Consider the following 19,628-nt stretch of genomic DNA (forward strand, 5'->3'; position numbering starts at 1 on the left):
TGCTGGAACGCCCCTAGTCAAGGGTGGCCCGGAGGGCCATCGCCGAAGGCGACGCGGAGCGGAACGCAGTGGAGCGGAGCGCCCTTTACTCGGGGTGTGGAAGCACGACACTGGCAAAGAAGCGGGCGGCCCCCACGGTCACTTCGCGGCGTACGTGAGGAAGCCGGCCCAGGCGGTGCCGGAGAAGGTCACGTGAGGGCCGACGGGGTTCTTGGAGTCGCGGACGGCTATGTGGGGGGTGAGGTCGGCGACCTCGACGCAATCACCGCCGCTGCTTCCGCTGTACGACGACTTACGCCACTGCGCGCGCTTCAGGTCCAGCTTGCTCCCCATAGCATTCCTCCATCACGCGGGCGATCAGGGCCGCCGACTCCCTCGGTGAGAGGGCTTCGGCCTGCAGGCGAGCGTAACCGACCGAACGTTCCCTGATCACCTGCGGATTGGCCGTCATGTGGCCCGAGTCGTAGTTCTCGTTGTAGTACAGGTCGGGGTGGTCGTCGAAGCGCAGGAGGTTGAACGAGCCCATCAACCCAGTGTGCTGTCCAGCTGAGAACGGCAGCACCTGGAGTTCCATCCACGGCTTGCCGAACAGCCCCAACAGGTAGGTGAGTTGCTCCCGCATGGCTTCCCGGCTGCTGATCTCCCGGTGCAGAACCGCCTCGTCCAGCACCACCCACAACACGGGTGGCTGCTCCCGCGCGAGGATGCGTTGTCGTTCGAGCCGTGCCGCCACCATCTCGTCGAGCCGCTCCGTCTGTTCGACGCCGAGCACTGCCCGCGCGTAGACCTCCGTCTGGAGAAGGCCGTAGATCAGTTGGCACTGGTACGTAGAGATGTACGCCGCCTTCGCCTCCACCTCCGCATACGGCTGAAACCAACTGGGCAACTGGCTCCGCAAAACCAGCCCCACCAACCGCGAGAACAACCCACCCGTCCCCAGAGCCGCATCCAACCGCTCGGAAAAGTCCCGTTGCGGGACCTTCGCCGCTGTCTCGATCTGCCCGATAAGTGACCCCGTGCAGAAGACGATCGAACCCAGCTGCGCCAACGTCAGCCCCGCCGCCTCCCGAGCCCGCCGAAGCTCGTACCCGTAGTAGTCCAGCGGCGACGCACTCGGGTCGAGTTCGCGGCTTCGCATGGCAACCACCTCCAGTCACCGAGAGTAGCTAGGCATGCGCAATCGAGTGACGAGTTGTGGAAAAACAAATTCATGCAAGCACGCTTGATTGTTTCTGCTGGCGCTGCCATGCTCCCCCCATGTCCGATCCGACGCCCGTGTTCGACGATCTGCGTGACGAAAGCGAAGAACTCGACCGGCTCGTGGCCGAGTTGAGCCCGGAACAGTGGGCGCTACCGACCCCCGCGCCCAAGTGGACCGTCGCCCACCAGATCGCCCACCTCGCCTGGACCGACCGCTCCGCCCTCCTCGCCGTCACGGACGCCGACGCCTTCCACGGCCTGGTCGAGAAGGCCCTCGCGGCACCCGAGACGTTCGTGGACGAGGGTGCCGAGGCCGGTGCCCAACTCGCGCCCCCGATGCTGCTGTCGACCTGGCGCGAGGGGCGTGCCGCGCTCGACCGGGCCCTGCGTGAGTCCCGGGCCGGCGCCCGCTTCCCGTGGTACGGGCCACCCATGTCCGCCGCCTCCATGGCCACCGGCCGACTCATGGAGACCTGGGCCCACGGCCAGGACGTCGCCGACGCCCTGGGTGTGGTCCGCGCACCCACCGACCGGCTGAAGCATGTGGTCCGCATCGGTGTGCGCGCACGGGACTTCGCCTTCGGGACTCATGGGTTGCCCGCACCCGCCGAGGAATTTCGCGTGGAGATCCTCGGTCCCTCCGGGGATGCATGGGCCTACGGTCCCGAAGACGCCTCCCAGCGTGTCACCGCGCCCGCCCTCGACTTCTGTCTCCTGGTCACCCAGCGTGCCCACCGCGCCGACCTCGCCGTACGTGCCGAAGGGCCGGACGCCGACCGCTGGCTCGACATCGCCCAGGCCTTCGCGGGCCCGCCCGGCAGCGGACGTCCCCCGAAGGGGGACGCGGAGTGACGCTGCGCATAGGCAACGCCTCCGGCTTCTACGGCGACCGGTTCGACGCCATGCGCGAGATGCTCACCGGCGGTGAACTGGACGTCCTCACCGGGGACTACCTCGCCGAGCTGACCATGCTGATTCTGGGCCGGGACCGGCTGAAGGATCGCGCCGCCGGTTACGCCCGTACCTTCCTGCGGCAGCTGGAGGAGTGTCTGGGGCTGGCGCACGAGCGGGGCGTCAAGATCGTGACGAACGCCGGGGGCCTCAACCCGGCCGGGCTCGCCGACGCCGTACGGCAGCTGGCCGATCGGCTCCAGATCCCTGTGCGCGTCGCCCACGTCGAGGGCGACGATCTCACCGCCGCCCACCCGGGCAGCCTCGCCGCCCATGCCTACCTCGGCGGCTTCGGTATCGCCGGCTGTCTGCGCGAGGGCGCCGACATCGTGGTCACCGGGCGGGTGACCGACGCGGCCCTCGTCACCGGGCCCGCCGCCGCCCACTTCGGCTGGCAGCCGGGGGAGTACGACCGGCTGGCGGGCGCCGTCGTCGCGGGGCACGTCCTGGAGTGCGGGACGCAGGCCACCGGCGGTAACTACGCGTTCTTCGGGGACGGCGACGTACGGCGGCCCGGCTTTCCGCTCGCCGAGATCCACGAGGACGGCAGCTGCGTCATCACCAAGCATCCCGGCACCGGCGGGTTCGTGGACGTCGGTACCGTCACCGCGCAGCTGCTGTACGAGACCGGCGGCGCCCGGTACGCCGGGCCCGACGTCACCGCCCGCCTCGACACGATCCGTCTCACCCAGGACGGGGCCGACCGCGTCCGTATCGAGGGGGTGCGCGGGGAGGCCCCGCCGCCCACGCTCAAGGTCGGGCTCAACCGGCTCGGCGGCTTCCGCAACGAGGTCGTCTTCGTCCTCACCGGGCTTGGTGTCGAGGGCAAGGCCGCGCTCGTGCGGGAGCAGATGTCCGACGCCCTTGCCAAGTCGCCGCCCAGTGACGTCCGGTGGGAGCTCGTGCGGACCGACCGGGGGGACGCGGACACCGAGGAGACTGCGAGCGCGCTGTTGCGGCTCGTCGTACGGGATCCCGAACAGGGGGTCGTGGGGCGTGCGCTGAGTGGTGCCGCGATTGAGCTGGCGCTGGCCAGTTACCCCGGGTTCCATGTGGTCGCGCCACCGGGGAAGGGCGCGCCTTATGGGGTCTTTGAGAGTGTGTACGTTCCCCATGGTGACGTCGACCAGGTGGCCGTCCTTGATGATGGGCGGCGCCTCCATGTGGCTGCGCCCCATGACACGGTCGTAATCAGTGACGTACCGTCGCCGTCCCTTCCGGACCCCCTGCCGGCAGGGCCCACACGCCGTGCCCCCCTCGGCTTGATCGCCGGCGCCCGCAGCGGTGACAAGGGTGGGAACGCCAATGTCGGGGTCTGGGTGCGCTCCGACGAGGCCTGGCGATGGCTTGCCCACGAGCTGACCGTTGAGCGGTTCCGGGAGTTGATCCCCGAGAGCCGTGAGCTGACCGTCGTTCGCCATCTCCTGCCCAACCTCCGCGCCCTGAACTTCGGCGTCGAGGGAATCCTCGGCGAGGGCGTCGCCGCCCAGCACCGTTTCGATCCACAGGCCAAGGCCCTCGGCGAATGGCTGCGCTCCCGTCATCTGGACATCCCGGAGGTTCTCCTGTGACCGTCCTCTCCTCCGCCCTGGACAGCAACGGCCAGGACTACCGGGCGAACCGCGAGGCCATGCTCGCCAAGCTCGCCGACCTCGACGCCGAGCACGCCAAGGCGCTCGCGGGCGGCGGCGAGAAGTACGTACAGCGGCACCGGGGGCGCGGCAAGCTGCTCGCGCGCGAGCGGATCGAGCTGCTCCTGGACCCGGACACACCGTTCCTGGAGCTGTCGCCGCTGGCCGCCTGGGGCAGTGACTACGCCGTGGGCGCCTCCCTCGTCACCGGTATCGGGGTGGTCGAGGGTGTCGAGTGTCTGATCACCGCCAACGACCCGACCGTGCGCGGCGGCGCCAGCAACCCCTGGAGCCTGAAGAAGGCCCTGCGTGCCAACGACATCGCGCTCGCCAACCGGCTGCCCTGTATCAGCCTGGTCGAGTCCGGGGGCGCCGACCTGCCCTCCCAGAAGGAGATCTTCATCCCCGGAGGCGCCATCTTCCGGGACCTGACCCGGCTGTCCGCCGCCGGAATCCCCACCGTCGCCGTCGTCTTCGGGAACTCGACCGCCGGTGGCGCCTACGTCCCCGGCATGTCCGACCACGTGATCATGGTCAAGGAGCGCGCGAAGGTGTTCCTGGGCGGGCCGCCGCTGGTGAAGATGGCGACCGGCGAGGAGAGCGACGACGAGTCCCTGGGCGGCGCCGAGATGCACGCGCGCGTGTCCGGGCTCGCGGACTACTTCGCCGTGGACGAGCAGGACGCGCTGCGGCAGGCGCGGCGCGTGGTCGCCCGCCTCAACCACCGCAAGGCGTACGACGATCCGGGCCCGGCGGCCCCGCCGAAGTGCGACCCGGAGGAGCTGCTCGGCATCGTCCCCGGCGATCTGAAGATCCCCTTCGACCCGCGCGAGGTCATCGCCCGTGTCGTCGACGCCTCCGACTTCGACGAGTTCAAGCCGCTGTACGGGACGAGCCTCGCCACCGGCTGGGCGTCCCTGCACGGCTATCCGGTGGGCATCCTCGCCAACGCGCAGGGCGTCCTGTTCAGCGAGGAGTCGCAGAAGGCCGCCCAGTTCATCCAGCTCGCCAACCAGCGCGACATCCCGCTGCTCTTCCTGCACAACACCACCGGCTACATGGTCGGCCGGGAGTATGAGCAGGGCGGCATCATCAAGCACGGCGCGATGATGATCAACGCGGTCTCGAACTCGCGCGTGCCGCACCTGTCCGTGCTCATGGGCGCCTCCTACGGGGCCGGGCACTACGGCATGTGCGGCCGGGCCTACGACCCGCGCTTCCTGTTCGCCTGGCCCAGCGCCAAGTCCGCCGTCATGGGCCCGCAGCAGCTCGCCGGCGTGCTGTCGATCGTGGCCCGGCAATCGGCGGTCGCCAAGGGGCAGCCGTACGACGAGGACGCCGACGCGGCCCTGCGCGCCATGGTGGAGCAGCAGATCGAGTCCGAGTCGCTGCCGATGTTCCTGTCCGGGCGGCTGTACGACGACGGCGTCATCGACCCGCGCGACACCCGCACCGTCCTCGGCCTGTGCCTGTCCGCCATCCACACCGCTCCCTACGAGGGCGCGCGCGGTGGCTTCGGCGTCTTCCGGATGTGAGGCTCATGATTTCGACTCTGCTGGTCGCCAACCGGGGCGAGATCGCCTGCCGGATCTTCCGCACCTGCGGTGAGTTGGGAATCCGGACGGTCGCCGTGCACTCGGACGCCGACGAGAACGCCCTCCACGCGCGCGTGGCCGACACGGCGGTACGGCTGCCGGGTGCGACGCCCGCCGAGACGTATCTGCGCGGCGACCTGATCGTGAAGGCGGCCGTCGCGGCCGGCGCGGACGCCGTGCACCCCGGCTACGGCTTCCTCTCCGAGAACCCCGACTTCGCACGCGCCGTCCTCGACGCGGGCCTGGTCTGGATCGGCCCGTCCCCGGAGGCGATCGAGGCGATGGCGTCCAAGACGCGCGCCAAGGAGCTGATGGGGATCGAGCCGCTGCGCGAGGTCACCGCGGCCGATCTGCCCGTGCTGGTGAAGGCGGCCGCGGGCGGCGGCGGGCGCGGGATGCGGATCGTCCGCGCCCTGGAGGAGCTCGACGGCGCGCTGGAGAGCGCACGTGCCGAGGCCGCGAGCGCCTTCGGGGACGGCGAGGTCTTCGTCGAGCCCTATGTGGAGCGCGGCCGCCACGTCGAGGTGCAGGTCCTCGCCGACACCCACGGCACCGTCTGGACGCTCGGCACCCGCGACTGCTCCCTCCAGCGCCGCCACCAGAAGGTGATCGAGGAGGCCCCGGCACCGGGTTTGAATCCCGAACTCACCACCGAGCTGTACGAGATGGCCGCCCGCGCCGCCCGGGCGGTCGACTACGTGGGCGCCGGCACCGTCGAGTTCCTCGTCGCCGACGGCAGGCCCCACTTCCTGGAGATGAACACCCGCCTCCAGGTCGAACACCCCGTCACGGAAGCCGTGTTCGGCCTCGACCTGGTCGCCGAGCAGATCCGGATCGCCGAAGGCCACGCCCTCGCAGCCGACCCCCCGAGCGCGCGCGGCCACGCCATCGAGGCCCGCCTCTACGCCGAGGACCCGTCGCGCGACTGGGCCCCGCAGACCGGCACCCTGCACCACCTCGCCGTACCGGACGGCGTCCGCCTCGACACCGGCTACACCGACGGCGACGACATCGGCGTCCACTACGACCCGATGCTCGCCAAGACCGTCGCCCACGCCCCCACGCGCGCGGAGGCCCTGCGCAGGCTCTCCGGCGCCCTGGAGCGGGCGCGGATCCACGGCCCCGTCACCAACCGCGAGCTGCTGGTCCGCTCCCTGCGCCACCGGGAGTTCACGGCGGCCCGCATGGACACCGGCTTCTACGACCGCCACCTCGCCGACCTGACCGAGCCGGCCCCCGACCCGTACGCGCCCCTGGCCGCGGCCCTCGCCGACGCCCACGGCCGCTCGCGATTCGGCGGCTGGCGCAACCTGTCCTCCCAGCCGCAGACCAAGCGCTACCTCATGGCGGGCGAGGAGCACGAGGCCCGCTACCGGCACACCAGGGACGGCCTCGCCGCGGACGGCGTCCGGGTCGTGCACGCCGACGCGCGTCTCGTCGTACTCGAAGTGGACGGCGTACGGCGGAAGTTCGACGTGGCCCGGCACGGCGACCGGGTGTACGTCAACGCCACCGCCCTCACCGCCCTGCCCCGCTTCCCCGACCCGACCGAACACCACGCCCCCGGCTCGCTGCTCGCCCCCATGCCCGGCACGGTCGTCCGCATCGCCGACGGCCTGGCCGAGGGAGCCGCCGTACGGGCGGGGGACCCCCTGATCTGGCTGGAGGCGATGAAGATGCAACACCAGATCACCGCACCGGCCTCCGGCACGCTCAGCGCCCTGCACGCCACCCCGGGGCAGCAGGTCGAGGTCGGTGCCCTGCTCGCCGTCGTAGAGGAAGTACAGAAGGAGGTTCAGGACCAGTGAGCGCCACTGTGGAAACCGAGGAACACAAGGCCCTACGATCCGCCGTCGCCGCCCTCGGCAAGCGCTACGGCCGCGAATACCTCGCCCGCGTCGTCGCCGAAGGCGCCCAGCCCACCGAGCTCTGGGCGGAAGCCGCCAAGCTCGGCTATCTCGGCGTGAACCTCCCCGAGGAGTACGGGGGCGGAGGCGGCGGCATCGCCGAGCTCTCCATCGTCCTCGAAGAGCTGGGCGCCGCCGGCTGTCCTCTCCTCATGCTCGTCGTCTCGCCCGCCATCTGCGGCACCGTCATCTCCCGCTTCGGCACCGAGGAGCAGAAGCGCGCCTGGCTCCCCGGACTCGCCGACGGCACCCGGCTCATGGCCTTCGGCATCACCGAGCCCGACGCCGGCTCCAACTCCCACCGCATCACCACGACGGCACGCAGGGACGGCGCCGACTGGCTGCTGACCGGCCGCAAGGTGTTCATCTCCGGCGTCGACCACGCCGACGCCGTCCTGATCGTCGGCCGCACCGAGGACGCCCGCACCGGCAGCCTCAAACCCTGCCTGTTCATCGTCCCGCGCGACGCCGAGGGCTTCCAGCGGCGGCAGATCGACATGGAACTGCACGGCGCGGAGAAGCAGTTCGAGCTGGTCCTCGACGACGTACGGCTGCCCGCCGACGCGCTCGTCGGCGACGAGGACGCGGGGCTGCTCCAGCTCTTCGCCGGGCTCAACCCCGAGCGGATCATGACGGCCGCGTTCGCGATCGGCATGGGGCGCTACGCCCTGTCCAAGGCGATCGAGTACGCCCGCGACCGCACTGTCTGGAAGACCCCGATCGGCGCCCACCAGGCCATCGCCCACCCCCTCGCGCAGGCGCACATCGACCTCGAACTGGCCCGCCTCATGATGCAGAAGGGCGCCCACCTCTACGACGCCGGGGACGACATCGGCGCCGGTGAGGCCGCCAACATGGCCAAGTACGCGGCCGGAGAGGCCTGCGTGAAGGCCGTCGACCAGGCCGTGCACACCCTCGGCGGCAACGGGCTCACGCGCGAATTCGGGCTCGCCTCGTTGATAACGGCGGCGCGCGTGGCTCGTATAGCACCGGTGAGCCGGGAGATGATTCTCAACTACGTTTCCCACCAGTCCCTCGGCCTGCCCAAGTCGTACTAGGCCGTACCGGCGCACCCCGTCGCCCGAGGAGGAACCGTGTTCCGCAGCGAGTACGCAGACGTCCCGGCCGTCGAACTCCCCATCCACGAGGCCGTTCTGGGCCGGGCCGCCGAGTTCGGCGACCATCCCGCCCTGATCGACGGCGCCGACGGCACCACCCTCACGTACGGACAACTGGACCGGTTCCACCGGCGCATCGCCGCCGCGCTCGCCGACGCGGGTGTCCGCAAGGGCGACGTCCTCGCCCTGCACAGCCCGAACACCGTCGCCTTCCCGACCGCCTTCTACGCCGCCACGCGCGCGGGTGCCACCGTCACCACCGTGCACCCGCTCGCCACGCCCGAGGAGTTCGCCAAGCAGCTGCGGGACTCGGCCGCCCGCTGGATCGTCACCGTTTCGCCGCTGCTGGAGTCGGCCCGCCGTGCCGCCGAACTCGCGGGTGGGATAGGGGAAATATTCGTCTGCGACAACGCGCCCGGACACCGTTCCCTGCTCGACCTGATCGCCTCCGACGCGCCCGAACCGGACGTCTTCACCGACCCGGCCGAGGACATCGCCGTACTGCCCTACTCCTCGGGCACCACCGGCGTCCCCAAGGGCGTGATGCTCACCCACCGGCAGATCGCCACCAACCTCGCCCAGCTCGAACCCGCCATCACGGCCGGACCCGGCGAACGCATCCTCGCCGTCCTGCCCTTCTTCCACATCTACGGCCTCACCGCGCTCATGAACGCGCCCCTGCGCAACGGCGCCACCGTCGTCGTGCTGCCCCGCTTCGACCTGGAGACGTTCCTCGCGGCCATCGAGAACCACCGCATCACCGGCCTGTACGTCGCCCCGCCGATCGTCCTCGCCCTCGCCAAGCACCCGGCCGTCGCCCGCTACGACCTGTCCTCCCTGCGGTACATCATCAGCGCCGCCGCACCCCTGGACGCCCAGCTCGCCGCCGCCTGCTCCGAGCGCCTGGGCCTGCCGCCGGTCGGCCAGGCCTACGGCATGACGGAACTCTCGCCGGGCACGCACGTCGTTCCGCTCGACGCCATGCACCAGGCACCTCCCGGCACGGTCGGCAAGCTCATCGCGGGCACCGAGATGCGCGTCGTCTCCCTCGACGACCCCGGCAAGGACGTGGGCAACGGCGAGCCGGGCGAGATCCTCATCCGCGGCCCCCAGGTCATGAAGGGCTACCTGGGCCGCCCCGAGGCCACCGCCGCCATGATCGACGCCGACGGCTGGCTGCACACCGGTGACGTCGGCCATGTGGACGCCGACGGCTGGCTGTTCGTCGTCGACCGGGTGAAGGAGCTCATCAAGTACAAGGGCTTCCAGGTGGCACCCGCCGAGCTGGAGGCGCTGCTCCTCACGCATCCCGGCATCGCCGACGCCGCCGTCATCGGCGTCTACAACGAGGACCACAACGAAGTCCCGCACGCCCACGTCGTGCGCCAGCCCACCGCCGGCGACCTCACCGAGGACGAGGTCATGGCGTACGTCGCCGAACGCGTCGCCCCCTACAAGCGCGTCCGGCAGGTCACCTTCATCGACGGCGTGCCCAGGGCCGCCTCCGGCAAGATCCTCCGCCGGGAACTGCGGGCACTGCGGGATCTGCGGGAACCGCGCGAACTCAGGGAGCCGAAGTGACACTGATCGGACGCACGCGCGCGCGTGGCATCGAAACCCTCAGCCTGGACTCGGCCGACACCCGCAACGCCCTGTCGGCCGCGCTCGTCGGCGAGCTCGCGGACGCGCTGACCGAGTGCGCCAAGGACGGTGACGTACGGGCCGTGGTCCTCACCCACTCCGGCAACACGTTCTGCGCCGGAGCGGACCTGCGCAATCCGCCGCACCCCGACGCCCTGGTCGGCGTGCTGCGGCAGATCGTCGAGCTGCGCAAGCCCGTCGTGGCCCGGGTGACCGGACATGTCCGCGCGGGCGGGCTCGGGCTGCTCGCCGCGTGCGACATCGCGGCCGCGTCCGCCGCGTCCAGCTTCGCGTTCACCGAGGTGCGGATCGGGGTCGCGCCGGCCGTCATCTCCCTCCCGGTGATCCCGCGCGCCGACCCGCGTGCCCTCGCCCGCTACTACCTGACCGGGGAACGGTTCGACGCGGCCGAGGCGGCCCGGATCGGCCTCGTCACGGCGGCCGGGGACGACGTCGACGCCGTGCTGGAACCCATCCTCGACGGGCTGCGCCGATCGTCCCCGCAGGGCCTGGCCGAGACGAAACAGCTGCTCACGGCTAGGGTGCTGGAAGCCTTCGACCGGGACGCGGCGGATCTCACCGCGCTCTCGGCCCGGCTGTTCTCCTCCGCGCAGGCGCGTGAGGGGATGACGGCCTTCCTGGAACGACGGGACCCCTCGTGGGTGATGTGAGCGCAAGATGAGTGTGAGCGCGAGATGAGTGTGAGTACGGCCGAACGCGACCGCCTGCCCAAGCAGGACCGCAGCCGGGCCACCCGGCAGCGGCTCCTGGAGGCCGCTGTGGCCTGCCTGGCCGAACACGGCTGGGCGGGCTCCACGGTCTCCGTCGTCGCGGAACGCGCCGGAGTCTCCCGCGGCGCCGCCCAGCACCACTTCCGTACCCGTGAGGACCTGTTCACCGCGGCCGTCGAGTACGTCGCCGAGGAACGCTCCACGGCCCTGCGCGCCCTGTTCCCCGAAGGCGCCGCCGACCGCCGCGCCGTCGTCTCCGCGCTCGTCGGCCTCTACACCGGCCCCCTCTTCCGCGCCGCCCTCCACCTGTGGGTCGCCGCCTCCAACGAGGACCAGCTGCGCCCCCGCGTCACGGAGCTGGAGGCCCGCGTCGGCCGGGAGACCCACCGCATAGCGGTCGAGCTTCTGGGCGCCGACGAGTCCCGCCCCGGCGTCCGCGAAACCGTCCAGGGCCTCCTGGACATGGCCCGCGGCCTGGGCCTCGCCAACCTCCTCACGGACGACACGGGCCGCCGCGAGCGGGTGGTGGCCCAGTGGACGGCGCTGCTGGAGAGCGCGCTGGGCTGAGGGGTGGGTCCCAGGAGGCGCCGATGGAGGTCGGGGCTGACGGCGGGTCTCGGGGGCGACGGCGCGCCCGAGTAGCTGATGGCGGGGTCTGGGGGCTGGCTGCGGGGCCCGAGGGATTTCGCCGTGCCCAAGGGGTACGGCCGGAGCGGGCGCCGCCGAGGTTCGAGAGGGATTGCGACGGCGTCCGAGGGGCTTGGGACGCGGGCCGAGGCGTTTGACGCCGGGTCAGGGGCAGGGGCCGGAGGAGTGCCGACGGGCTGAGGGCTGGGCCCAGGGGTTCGCTGACGGGTGTCGGGCTGACTGCGGGCCCGGGGTTTCCACCGGGCCAAAGGGGTACGGCCGACGCGTGCCGACGGGGCTGACGCCGGGATGCGGGCGCCGGCGGGGGGCGGGGGGTGTCCGCGGGCCCCACCGGGATTGTTGGTGGGGCGCGTTACCCTTGGCGCATGCCTCCGATGCTTGTTCGACGCCGTCACGTGGACTACGTGCGCGTCACGAGCATGGGCTGTCGGCTTTCGGCCTGAATCAGCCCCTTTATTCTCCCCTTTCTTACGGCATCCTGGGCGCCGCCCTACCCTCGGCGGCCTGCCCGTGGCCCACACACCCTGTGGACGCATTCATGACGACGCACACCGCGACGAACCCGTCGTACGATCAACTTCCGATCATCGACCTGTCTGCCGCCGACCGCGGCCCCCAGGCCCGCGCCCTCCTCCACGCCCAGCTGCACAGTGCCGCGCACGACGTCGGCTTCTTCCAGCTCGTCGGGCACGGAGTCACCCGCGCCGAGACCGACGCGCTGGTCAGCGCCATGCGTGCCTTCTTCGCGCTTCCCGCGGCCGACCGGCTCGCCCTCGACAACGTGAACTCGCCCCACTTCCGCGGCTACACCCGCACCGGCGACGAACGCACCCAGGGCGCCCGCGACTGGCGCGACCAGCTCGACATAGGCGCCGAACGCCCCGCCCACGTCCCCGCACCTGGCGAACCCGCCTACTGGTGGCTGCAGGGCCCCAACCAGTGGCCCGCCGCCCTCCCCGAACTGCGCACCGCCGCACTCGCCTGGATCGACCGGCTCAGCGGCGTCGCCGGCCGACTCCTGCACGAGCTGCTCGCCGCCATCGGCGCCCCCGCCGACTTCTACGACCCGGTCTTCGGCGAGAGCGCCCACCCGCACCTCAAGCTCGTGCGCTACCCCGGCAGCGCGGGCGACGGCACCGACCAGGGCGTCGGCGCCCACAAGGATTACGGCTTCCTGACGCTGCTGCTCCAGGACACGGTCGGCGGACTGCAGGTCCAGCGCGAGGACGGGCTCTTCCACGACGTGCCGCCGCTGGAGGGCGCCTTCGTGGTCAACCTGGGCGAGCTGCTGGAGGTGGCGACGAACGGCTATCTGATCGCCACCAACCACCGCGTCGTCAGCCCGCCCGGCGCCACCGAGCGCTTCTCCGTCCCGTTCTTCTACAACCCGCGGCTCGATGCCCGGGTGGAGCCGCTGCCCTTCCCGCACGCGAGCACCGCCCCGGGCATCACCGACGACCCCGCCAACCCGCTCTTCGCCGAGTACGGCTACAACGAGCTCAAGGGCAAGCTCAGAGCCCACCCGCTGGTGGCGGAACGGCACCATGCGGACCTGCTCAGCCCGGTGTGAAAAGCGACTCTGAAACGCGACTACTGAAACGCGACTAGTGGGCGATGTCCGCGTAGCCCTCGACCTCCTGTGGGCTGCGCGGCCCCGGCCCCACATACCGCGCGGACGGGCGGACCAGCCGTCCCGTCCGCTTCTGCTCAAGGATGTGCGCCGACCAGCCCGCCGTACGGGCGCATGTGAACATCGACGTGAACATGTGCGCCGGAACCTCCGCGAAGTCCAGCATGATCGCCGCCCAGAACTCCACGTTCGTCGCCAGAACCCGGTCCGGACGGCGGTTGTGCAGTTCCTCCAGCGCCGCCTTCTCCAGCGCCTCGGCGATCTCGAAGCGCGGGGCGCCCAGCTCACGGGCCGTACGGCGCAGCACACGCGCGCGCGGGTCCTCGGCCCGGTACACCCGGTGCCCGAAGCCCATCAGCCGCTCGCCCTGGTCCAGGGCCCGCTTGACGTACGCCTCCGCGTCACCCGTCCGCTCGATCTCCTCGATCATCCCGAGGACCCGGGACGGGGCACCGCCGTGCAGCGGCCCGGACATGGCGCCCACGGCGCCGGACAGCGCGGCCGCCACATCGGCGCCGGTCGAGGCGATGACCCGGGCGGTGAAGGTGGAGGCGTTCATGCCGTGCTCGGCGGCCGACGTCCAGTAGGCGTCGACGGCCGCGACGTGCTTGGGGTCGGGCTCGCCCCGCCAGCGGATCATGAACCGCTCGACGACCGAGTGGGCCTTGTCGATCTCCCGCTGCGGCACCATCGGCAGGCCCTGCCCACGGGCGGACTGGGCGACGTACGAGAGCGCCATCACCGCGGCGCGGGCGAGGTCGTCGCGGGCCTGCTCCTCGTCGATGTCGAGCAGCGGTTTCAGGCCCCACACCGGGGCGAGCATGGCGAGCGCCGACTGTACGTCCACCCGGATGTCACCCGAGTGGACGGGAATGGGGAACGGCTCGGCGGGCGGCAGGCCCGGATTGAAGGCTCCGTCCACCAGCAGCCCCCATACGTTGCCGAACGAGACATGACCGACGAGGTCCTCGATGTCGACCCCCCGGTAGCGCAGGGCGCCACCCTCCTTGTCCGGTTCGGCGATCTCCGTCTCGAACGCGACGACTCCTTCGAGCCCGGGTACGAAGTCGGACATCAGGCGGCTCCTAGATGGTGTGTGCGGCGCGGCGGAAGAATGCCTGGAAGCGGGTGCCGCAGCGGCTCCACGGTCACTCTCGGGACTCGCGGTCCGAAACGGTCACCCCGGTGATGCCCCGAACGGTTGGTGGTCACCCAACCGGAACGGCATCTGAACGATATCTCCGAGTGCCACCTTTGGGGAGCCCAAGCGGCACTCAGTGCCACGCGAAGTCGTACGTGCATACGGCAAGATGACCGCGTGACCGACCATGAACCCATCCTCGACCCGGCCGCCATGCGCAAGCACTACCGGGTCGAAGGCTTCGAGGAGAGCGATCTCGCCGCTCACCCCATGGACCAGTTCACCCTCTGGTTCGAACAGGCCGCACGGGCTGCCGCGGGCGGCACGATCTACGAGCCCAACGCCATGGTCGTCTCCACGGCGGACGCCGAGGGCCGCCCCAGCTCACGCACGGTGCTGATGAAGCAGTACGACACGCAGGGCTTCGTCTTCTACACGAACTACGACTCCCGCAAGGCGCGGGACCTCGCCGCGAACCCGCACGTCTGCCTGCTCTTCCCCTGGCATCCCATCGCCCGCCAGGTCATCGTCACCGGCACCGCCCGCCGCACCGGGCGGGACGAGACGGCCGCGTACTTCCGCACCCGCCCCCACGGCTCCCAGCTGGGCGCCTGGGCCAGCGCCCAGTCCTCGGTGATCTCCTCCCGGGCCGAACTCGACGCCTCCTACGCCGAACTCTCCGCCCGCTACCCCGAGGGCGAACAGGTCCCGGTGCCCCCGCACTGGGGCGGCTTCCGCGTCGCGCCCCGGACGATGGAGTTCTGGCAGGGCCGGAACAACCGCCTCCACGACCGCCTGCGTTACGTCGCCGAGCCGGACGGCACCTGGAGGTTCGAACGCCTGAGTCCCTGAAGCGCAAGCAGTCCCGAAACGCAGACGACCCGCGAGCTCGGGTCCTTCGCCTCTCGGGCGAAGAAGCCGGCCGGACGTACCGGCGAGCTCGCGGGTCGGGTGACTGCTGGGATTGGGCCGGCTGCACGCGTCTTTCACGTGCTGGTCCGGCACCGCACTGAGTGTGGTGGCGAGCCGCTAGCCCGCAGTCACCTCACGCGTCCGGTTTTCATACATCTGCCGAACCACCTCCCTTCTCGTGTGCATCACACACTAGGAACCGTTCGGCCACCGATCAACCATTTTTTCGCTGCCACGACCGCCCTCGCGGGCGGCGCCCGCCTCGTAGTCTGCTCGGGTGACTGATCTTCGGATAGAGGCCGTGGCCGGCGAGGCCATGCTGGAGCAGTGGCGGCACGTCCACAACGTGATCGTGCCGCCCGCCGCGATGGACCTGGACGAGGTCCGTGAGCGGGCGGGGCGTTACCGGCTGGAGAACGCGTACGTGGGGGACGCGCTCGTCGGCTGTTCCACCCTGCGGCCGCCGCAGGGGGAGGACGCGGTGGCGACGGTCATCGCCCGCGTGCTGCCCGAGTACCGACGGCGCGGATACGGGGCCGCGCTGTACGAGAACGGTCTCGCCCACGCGCGCGTGCTCGGTGCCCGGGCCGTCGAGACCTGTGTCCTCGCGGTCAACGAGGACGGGCTGCAGTTCGCCGCGAAGCACGGGTTCACCGAGGTCGAGCGGTATGTGCTGGACGGCGAGAGCGACCTGTGGGTGGATCTCAGGCTCGCGGCCGACGGGGTCTAGAACTGGTCTAGAACTCGGTTCGGGGCAGGTTCGGGACGCGGCGGTCTGTTACAACGATTCCTTCAATCTTGCGGGAACCAAGTGTGTGCTGCGTCACGTTCGAGTTGAATGAAAGGGAGTGAGCGAAACTTTCGCGCCGTACGTGCGGACGCAGCCTGCAGGGGGTCCAGGTGAGTGCTTCCCGGCGTAGTGGGACCACCGATGAGCTGGGGCCCGACGAGCCCGAGCCCACCGGCGGCGGACCCGTGGCCGACGACGGCCCGGACGGCTCGGGCGGCTCCGATCTGCTGGCCGCCCTGCTGGACGGGATGGACGCGGCCCTGTGCGCCTTCGACGCGGACGGGGTGGTGACGCACTGGAACCGTGAGGCGGAGCGCATCCTCGGCTGGACCGCGGCCGAGGCGGTGGGCAGGCACGGGTTCGCCGGCTGGGCGGTGCGCGAGGCGGACGCCGAGGAGGTCGAGGAGCGGCTGCTGTCCGTGATGCACGCCCCCGGTCGGCAGGTGCATGAGTTCGCGCTGGTCACGAAGGACGGGGGCCGGGTCCTCGTACGGACGCAGTCCGCCGCCGTACGCGGTCCGGACGGGAAGCCCGCCGGTGTGTACTGCGCCTTCAGCGAGGTGCACGCGCAGATCGACCTGGAGCGGTCCATCGCGCTCAGCGAGGCGCTGTTCGAGGACGCGTCGTGGGGTGTCGTACTGGTCGACGCGGATCTGCGGCCCGCCGTGGTGAACGCGCACGCGGCCCGCGCGCTGGGCATCGGGCGCACGTCCGTGCTGGGGCGGCCGCTCGGCGAGCTGCTCGCCCAGGGGGTCGAGGAACTGGAGAGCGCGCTCACGCATGTGCTGGCCGAGGGCGCGCCGCCCGCGCCCGCCGAGATGTGGGTGAGCGTGCGGACGCCGGAGGGCGAGAAGCGGCGCTGCTGGCGGAGCGGGTTCCTGCGGCTGGCCTCGCCGCTCGCGGAGGAGCCGGTGCCGCTCGGGGTCGGCTGGCTGTTCCAGGACGTGACCGAGGCCAAGCAGGGCGAGCAGGAGGCGGCGACGCTGCGCTTCCGCGCCAACCAGCTGCACCGGGCGGCCCGGGCTGCCGCCGAGTGCGAGGACCCGGCGGAAGCGGTCACCGTGCACCTCGACTTCGCGCTCGCCGGTTTCGCCGACCACGCGCTGATCGACCGGGTGGCGGGCGATGCGCGGGCCGACGGGGAGACGGGGCCGGTACGGCTGGTGCGGGTGGCCACGACGCCCGCCGGGGCGCCGGGGCCGAGCGTGCTCACCGGTCACGCCGGGCTGCCCGTGCGCTACGAACAGGGGCATCCCGCGCTGCAGTGCGTGGAGCGGGCCGGGTCGGTGCGGGCCGATGCCGGGTCCGTCCCGGCGGAGCGGGCCCGGGAGTGGGCCCTGGCCCGGCAGTGGCCGGGTGACGCCGTGCACGCGTTGTGCGCGGTGCTGCGCAGCCGGGGGCGGACGCTGGGCGTCGTGACCTTTCTGCGCGGGGCCGGGCGGAGCCGCTTCGAGCGGACCGACGCGACGTATGCGGAGGACGTGGCGGTGCGGATCGGGGCGGCGCTGGATCTGGCCGGGGTTCTGGCGGAGAAGTAGGTACCGGTACGCGGGTCGTCAGTGCCGGTAGAAGATCCGGTCGCGGTACTGCTCCATGATCCGGCTGTTCCACTCGTGGCCGCCGTCGACGTTGCCGGAGCGCAGGAGCGGGGGCTCGATGCCGCGGTCGGCCAGCGTGGTGGCCGTCGTGGCCATGACCGCCTGGAGGAGGGCGGCGGTGACGACCGTGGACGCGGGGGCGAAGGGGGCCGGGATGGCCTCGTGGGTGAGTTCCGCGTCGCCGACCGGGATCTTCGAGTCGAGGACGATGTCGCAGTGGTCCTTCAGATACGTCCCCGAGGCGTGCCGGGACTTCGTCTCCGAGGCGTACGCCACCGAGGTCACGCCGATGACGCGGATGCCCAGGGCGCGGGCGTTCATGGCCATCTCCACGGGCAGGGAGTTGCGGCCGGAGAGGGAGATGATCACGAGGACGTCGCCGGAGCGGATCGGTGCGGTGTCCAGGACGGCGGTGGCGAGTCCGTCCACGCGTTCGAGGGCGGAGCCGAGGGTGGCGGGGGTGACGTCGACACCGACGACGCCCGGGACGGCGAGCAGGTTCATCAGGGCGAGGCCGCCGGCGCGGTAGACGACGTCCTGGGCGGCCAGGGAGGAGTGGCCGGCGCCGAAGGCGAACAGGCGGCCGCCGGCCTGGACGGTGTCGGCGAGCAGGGTGCCGGCGGCCGTGATGGCTCCGGACTCCTCGTCGCGGGCCCGTTGCAGCAGGCCGATGGCGGCGTCGAAGAACTGGTCGGCCGGCGTGCCGTCGCTCATGCGGTGCCCCTTCGCAGCGTCTGTGTCGCGGATCACCGTGCGGTCTGGACCAGTGCGGTGTCAATACGGCCGGGGGGCTGGGGTGCCGGTGTTCGGTGGGTGCCCTCTGGTGCGGCCGGCCGGGGGTGGGTCGCTTGCCCGCGCGTGCGGGGTGCCTCCCCCAAGCTCTCAACTACGTTCGAGCAGGGGGACCCCCACCGCCCACCCGTGCCGCCTGGGGGTCCCCTGCTCGAAGAGCTTGGGGGAGGCACGACTGCCCGCAGCTGGGTCGCTTTTCGCGGTGCGGCACGGTTGTCAGTGGGATCCGGCAGAATTGGTGACAGGGCCAGCGCACGCGCCGGACTTCCGGCAGAGGTAATCGAGGGGCACGTATGTCCGGACTGATCGACACCACGGAGATGTATCTCCGCACCATCCTCGAACTCGAAGAGGAAGGCGTTGTCCCCATGCGCGCCCGCATCGCGGAGCGGCTCGACCAGAGCGGGCCGACGGTCAGCCAGACGGTCGCGCGGATGGAGCGCGACGGCCTCGTGTCCGTCGCCAGCGACCGCCATCTGGAGCTCACCGATGAGGGCCGCCGCCTGGCCACGCGGGTCATGCGCAAGCACCGGCTCGCGGAGTGTCTGCTGGTCGACGTGATCGGCCTGGAGTGGGAGCAGGTGCACGCCGAGGCGTGTCGCTGGGAGCACGTGATGAGCGAGGCCGTCGAGCGGCGCGTGCTGGAGCTGCTGCGCCACCCGACCGAGTCGCCGTACGGCAATCCGATCCCCGGTCTGGAGGAGCTCGGCGAGAAGGACGGTGCCGACCCGTTCCTGGACGAGGGCATGGTGTCGCTGGCCGACCTCGACCCGGGCTCCGACGGCAAGACGGTCGTCGTCCGCCGGATCGGCGAGCCCATCCAGACCGACGCCCAGCTGATGTACACGTTGCGCCGGGCGGGTGTGCAGCCCGGTTCGGTGGTGAGCGTCACCGAGTCGGCGGGCGGTGTGCTCGTGGGCAGTGGCGGCGAGGCGGCCGAGCTGGAGGCGGACGTCGCCTCGCACGTCTTCGTCGCCAAGCGCTGACCGGCCCCGACTTTCGTATACATCAACTCCCGTGCTGTAAGGGGTAGTTGTGGCGCCCCGCCGAACGTGCCGAATCCAAGATTCAGTGCGCCGAATCGCAGCGCTCGGGCGCTTCGCGTGCAAGGCTGTCGCGAGAGGCATATGACCTGAGGGGGCGGGGAGGATGTGCCGCAGGCATGTGGATGGCCCCGGCGCCTGGTGGCGCCGGGGCCTGTCCTCCCCTGTGCTGACCCGGAGCCCCGAGCTCTCAGGGTCATCCCCCTCGGACCGTTTTCCCCGAGCGGTCCGCCTCCCGCTGAAGAAATCCCCTCGACGGCGGCGATCATGCCTCGAAAGGTGTCACTCGATTGAGGGGTG

General features: G+C 71.2%; 17 protein-coding genes. 13 read left to right on the top strand and 4 right to left on the bottom strand.

Annotation, left to right across the window (positions count from 1 at the left end; genetic code table 11):
* Window positions 1–138 precede the first annotated feature (138 nt).
* Both ACFY1J_RS24105 and ACFY1J_RS24110 read right to left on the bottom strand, forming a co-directional pair.
* Window positions 139–333, bottom strand: coding sequence for a DUF397 domain-containing protein (locus tag ACFY1J_RS24105; RefSeq protein WP_390709698.1), 195 nt, complete (start codon window positions 331–333; stop codon window positions 139–141).
* Window positions 293–1,138, bottom strand: coding sequence for a helix-turn-helix domain-containing protein (locus ACFY1J_RS24110; protein WP_390731874.1), 846 nt, complete (start codon window positions 1,136–1,138; stop codon window positions 293–295). The genes ACFY1J_RS24105 and ACFY1J_RS24110 overlap by 41 nt, the downstream gene beginning before the upstream one ends.
* Window positions 1,139–1,257: 119 nt before the next feature.
* Between ACFY1J_RS24110 and ACFY1J_RS24115 the strand changes: the two genes are divergently transcribed.
* The 9 genes from ACFY1J_RS24115 (at window position 1,258) to ACFY1J_RS24155 (ending at window position 12,992) form a co-directional block, all read left to right on the top strand.
* Window positions 1,258–2,052, top strand: a complete 795-nt coding sequence (locus ACFY1J_RS24115; RefSeq protein WP_390709700.1) for a TIGR03084 family metal-binding protein — start codon at window positions 1,258–1,260, stop codon at window positions 2,050–2,052.
* Complete coding sequence (locus ACFY1J_RS24120; protein WP_390731875.1) at window positions 2,049–3,722, top strand: acyclic terpene utilization AtuA family protein; 1,674 nt, start codon at window positions 2,049–2,051, stop codon at window positions 3,720–3,722. The genes ACFY1J_RS24115 and ACFY1J_RS24120 overlap by 4 nt, the downstream gene beginning before the upstream one ends.
* Window positions 3,719–5,317: an acyl-CoA carboxylase subunit beta gene (locus ACFY1J_RS24125; protein WP_390709702.1), complete on the top strand. Its 1,599-nt coding sequence runs from the start codon at window positions 3,719–3,721 to the stop codon at window positions 5,315–5,317. The genes ACFY1J_RS24120 and ACFY1J_RS24125 overlap by 4 nt, the downstream gene beginning before the upstream one ends.
* A 5-nt stretch (window positions 5,318–5,322) precedes the next feature.
* Complete coding sequence (locus tag ACFY1J_RS24130; RefSeq protein WP_390731876.1) at window positions 5,323–7,185, top strand: acetyl/propionyl/methylcrotonyl-CoA carboxylase subunit alpha; 1,863 nt, start codon at window positions 5,323–5,325, stop codon at window positions 7,183–7,185.
* Window positions 7,182–8,342 (top strand): acyl-CoA dehydrogenase family protein, encoded by a 1,161-nt coding sequence (locus tag ACFY1J_RS24135; protein WP_390731877.1) that lies wholly within the window; start codon window positions 7,182–7,184, stop codon window positions 8,340–8,342. The genes ACFY1J_RS24130 and ACFY1J_RS24135 overlap by 4 nt, the downstream gene beginning before the upstream one ends.
* 36 nt (window positions 8,343–8,378) lie before the next feature.
* Complete coding sequence (locus tag ACFY1J_RS24140; protein ID WP_390709705.1) at window positions 8,379–9,983, top strand: 4-coumarate--CoA ligase family protein; 1,605 nt, start codon at window positions 8,379–8,381, stop codon at window positions 9,981–9,983.
* Window positions 9,980–10,714, top strand: coding sequence for an enoyl-CoA hydratase family protein (locus ACFY1J_RS24145; protein WP_390731878.1), 735 nt, complete (start codon window positions 9,980–9,982; stop codon window positions 10,712–10,714). Before ACFY1J_RS24140 ends, ACFY1J_RS24145 begins: the two co-directional genes overlap by 4 nt.
* A 24-nt stretch (window positions 10,715–10,738) precedes the next feature.
* A complete protein-coding gene (locus ACFY1J_RS24150; protein ID WP_390731879.1) occupies window positions 10,739–11,341 on the top strand; it encodes a TetR/AcrR family transcriptional regulator in 603 nt (200 codons plus the stop codon).
* Window positions 11,342–11,960: 619 nt separating this feature from the next.
* The gene (locus tag ACFY1J_RS24155; RefSeq protein WP_390731880.1) at window positions 11,961–12,992 is read left to right on the top strand and encodes an isopenicillin N synthase family dioxygenase; all 1,032 of its coding nucleotides are present in this window, start codon (window positions 11,961–11,963) and stop codon (window positions 12,990–12,992) included.
* Window positions 12,993–13,026: 34 nt separating this feature from the next.
* Here ACFY1J_RS24155 and ACFY1J_RS24160 read toward each other — a convergent pair whose 3' ends face one another.
* Complete coding sequence (locus tag ACFY1J_RS24160; protein WP_263210040.1) at window positions 13,027–14,127, bottom strand: citrate synthase 2; 1,101 nt, start codon at window positions 14,125–14,127, stop codon at window positions 13,027–13,029.
* Between the two features lie 279 nt (window positions 14,128–14,406).
* On the opposite strand from ACFY1J_RS24160, the gene pdxH reads away from it, so the two are divergent.
* The 3 genes from pdxH to ACFY1J_RS24175 all read left to right on the top strand — a co-directional run bounded on the left by pdxH (window position 14,407) and on the right by ACFY1J_RS24175 (window position 17,433).
* Window positions 14,407–15,045, top strand: coding sequence for a pyridoxamine 5'-phosphate oxidase (gene pdxH, locus ACFY1J_RS24165; RefSeq protein ID WP_390709992.1), 639 nt, complete (start codon window positions 14,407–14,409; stop codon window positions 15,043–15,045).
* A gap of 337 nt (window positions 15,046–15,382) precedes the next feature.
* Complete coding sequence (locus tag ACFY1J_RS24170) at window positions 15,383–15,835, top strand: GNAT family N-acetyltransferase (protein ID WP_390731881.1); 453 nt, start codon at window positions 15,383–15,385, stop codon at window positions 15,833–15,835.
* Window positions 15,836–16,005: 170 nt separating this feature from the next.
* Window positions 16,006–17,433: a PAS domain-containing protein gene (locus tag ACFY1J_RS24175; protein ID WP_390731882.1), complete on the top strand. Its 1,428-nt coding sequence runs from the start codon at window positions 16,006–16,008 to the stop codon at window positions 17,431–17,433.
* Between the two features lie 18 nt (window positions 17,434–17,451).
* Here the strand turns inward: ACFY1J_RS24175 and ACFY1J_RS24180 are convergent, their stop codons facing one another.
* Window positions 17,452–18,207, bottom strand: a complete 756-nt coding sequence (locus ACFY1J_RS24180; RefSeq protein ID WP_390709711.1) for an SIS domain-containing protein — start codon at window positions 18,205–18,207, stop codon at window positions 17,452–17,454.
* A gap of 371 nt (window positions 18,208–18,578) precedes the next feature.
* Here ACFY1J_RS24180 and ACFY1J_RS24185 point away from each other — a divergent pair, with 371 nt between their 5' ends.
* Complete coding sequence (locus ACFY1J_RS24185; protein WP_067120881.1) at window positions 18,579–19,271, top strand: metal-dependent transcriptional regulator; 693 nt, start codon at window positions 18,579–18,581, stop codon at window positions 19,269–19,271.
* The last annotated feature ends 357 nt before the right edge of the window (window positions 19,272–19,628 follow it).

This window comes from Streptomyces sp. NPDC001406 (assembly GCF_042895285.1).
In the GTDB taxonomy this organism is placed as follows: domain Bacteria; phylum Actinomycetota; class Actinomycetes; order Streptomycetales; family Streptomycetaceae; genus Streptomyces.

Coding starts and splice junctions, on each gene's coding strand:
- ACFY1J_RS24160 (WP_263210040.1), bottom strand. CDS start 14,127: ATGTCCGACTTCGTACCCGGGCTCGAAGGAGTCGTCGCGTTCGAGACG.
- ACFY1J_RS24105 (WP_390709698.1), bottom strand. CDS start 333: ATGGGGAGCAAGCTGGACCTGAAGCGCGCGCAGTGGCGTAAGTCGTCG.
- ACFY1J_RS24180 (WP_390709711.1), bottom strand. CDS start 18,207: ATGAGCGACGGCACGCCGGCCGACCAGTTCTTCGACGCCGCCATCGGC.
- ACFY1J_RS24155 (WP_390731880.1), top strand. CDS start 11,961: ATGACGACGCACACCGCGACGAACCCGTCGTACGATCAACTTCCGATC.
- ACFY1J_RS24110 (WP_390731874.1), bottom strand. CDS start 1,138: ATGCGAAGCCGCGAACTCGACCCGAGTGCGTCGCCGCTGGACTACTAC.
- ACFY1J_RS24115 (WP_390709700.1), top strand. CDS start 1,258: ATGTCCGATCCGACGCCCGTGTTCGACGATCTGCGTGACGAAAGCGAA.
- ACFY1J_RS24130 (WP_390731876.1), top strand. CDS start 5,323: ATGATTTCGACTCTGCTGGTCGCCAACCGGGGCGAGATCGCCTGCCGG.
- ACFY1J_RS24185 (WP_067120881.1), top strand. CDS start 18,579: ATGTCCGGACTGATCGACACCACGGAGATGTATCTCCGCACCATCCTC.
- pdxH (WP_390709992.1), top strand. CDS start 14,407: ATGCGCAAGCACTACCGGGTCGAAGGCTTCGAGGAGAGCGATCTCGCC.
- ACFY1J_RS24150 (WP_390731879.1), top strand. CDS start 10,739: ATGAGTGTGAGTACGGCCGAACGCGACCGCCTGCCCAAGCAGGACCGC.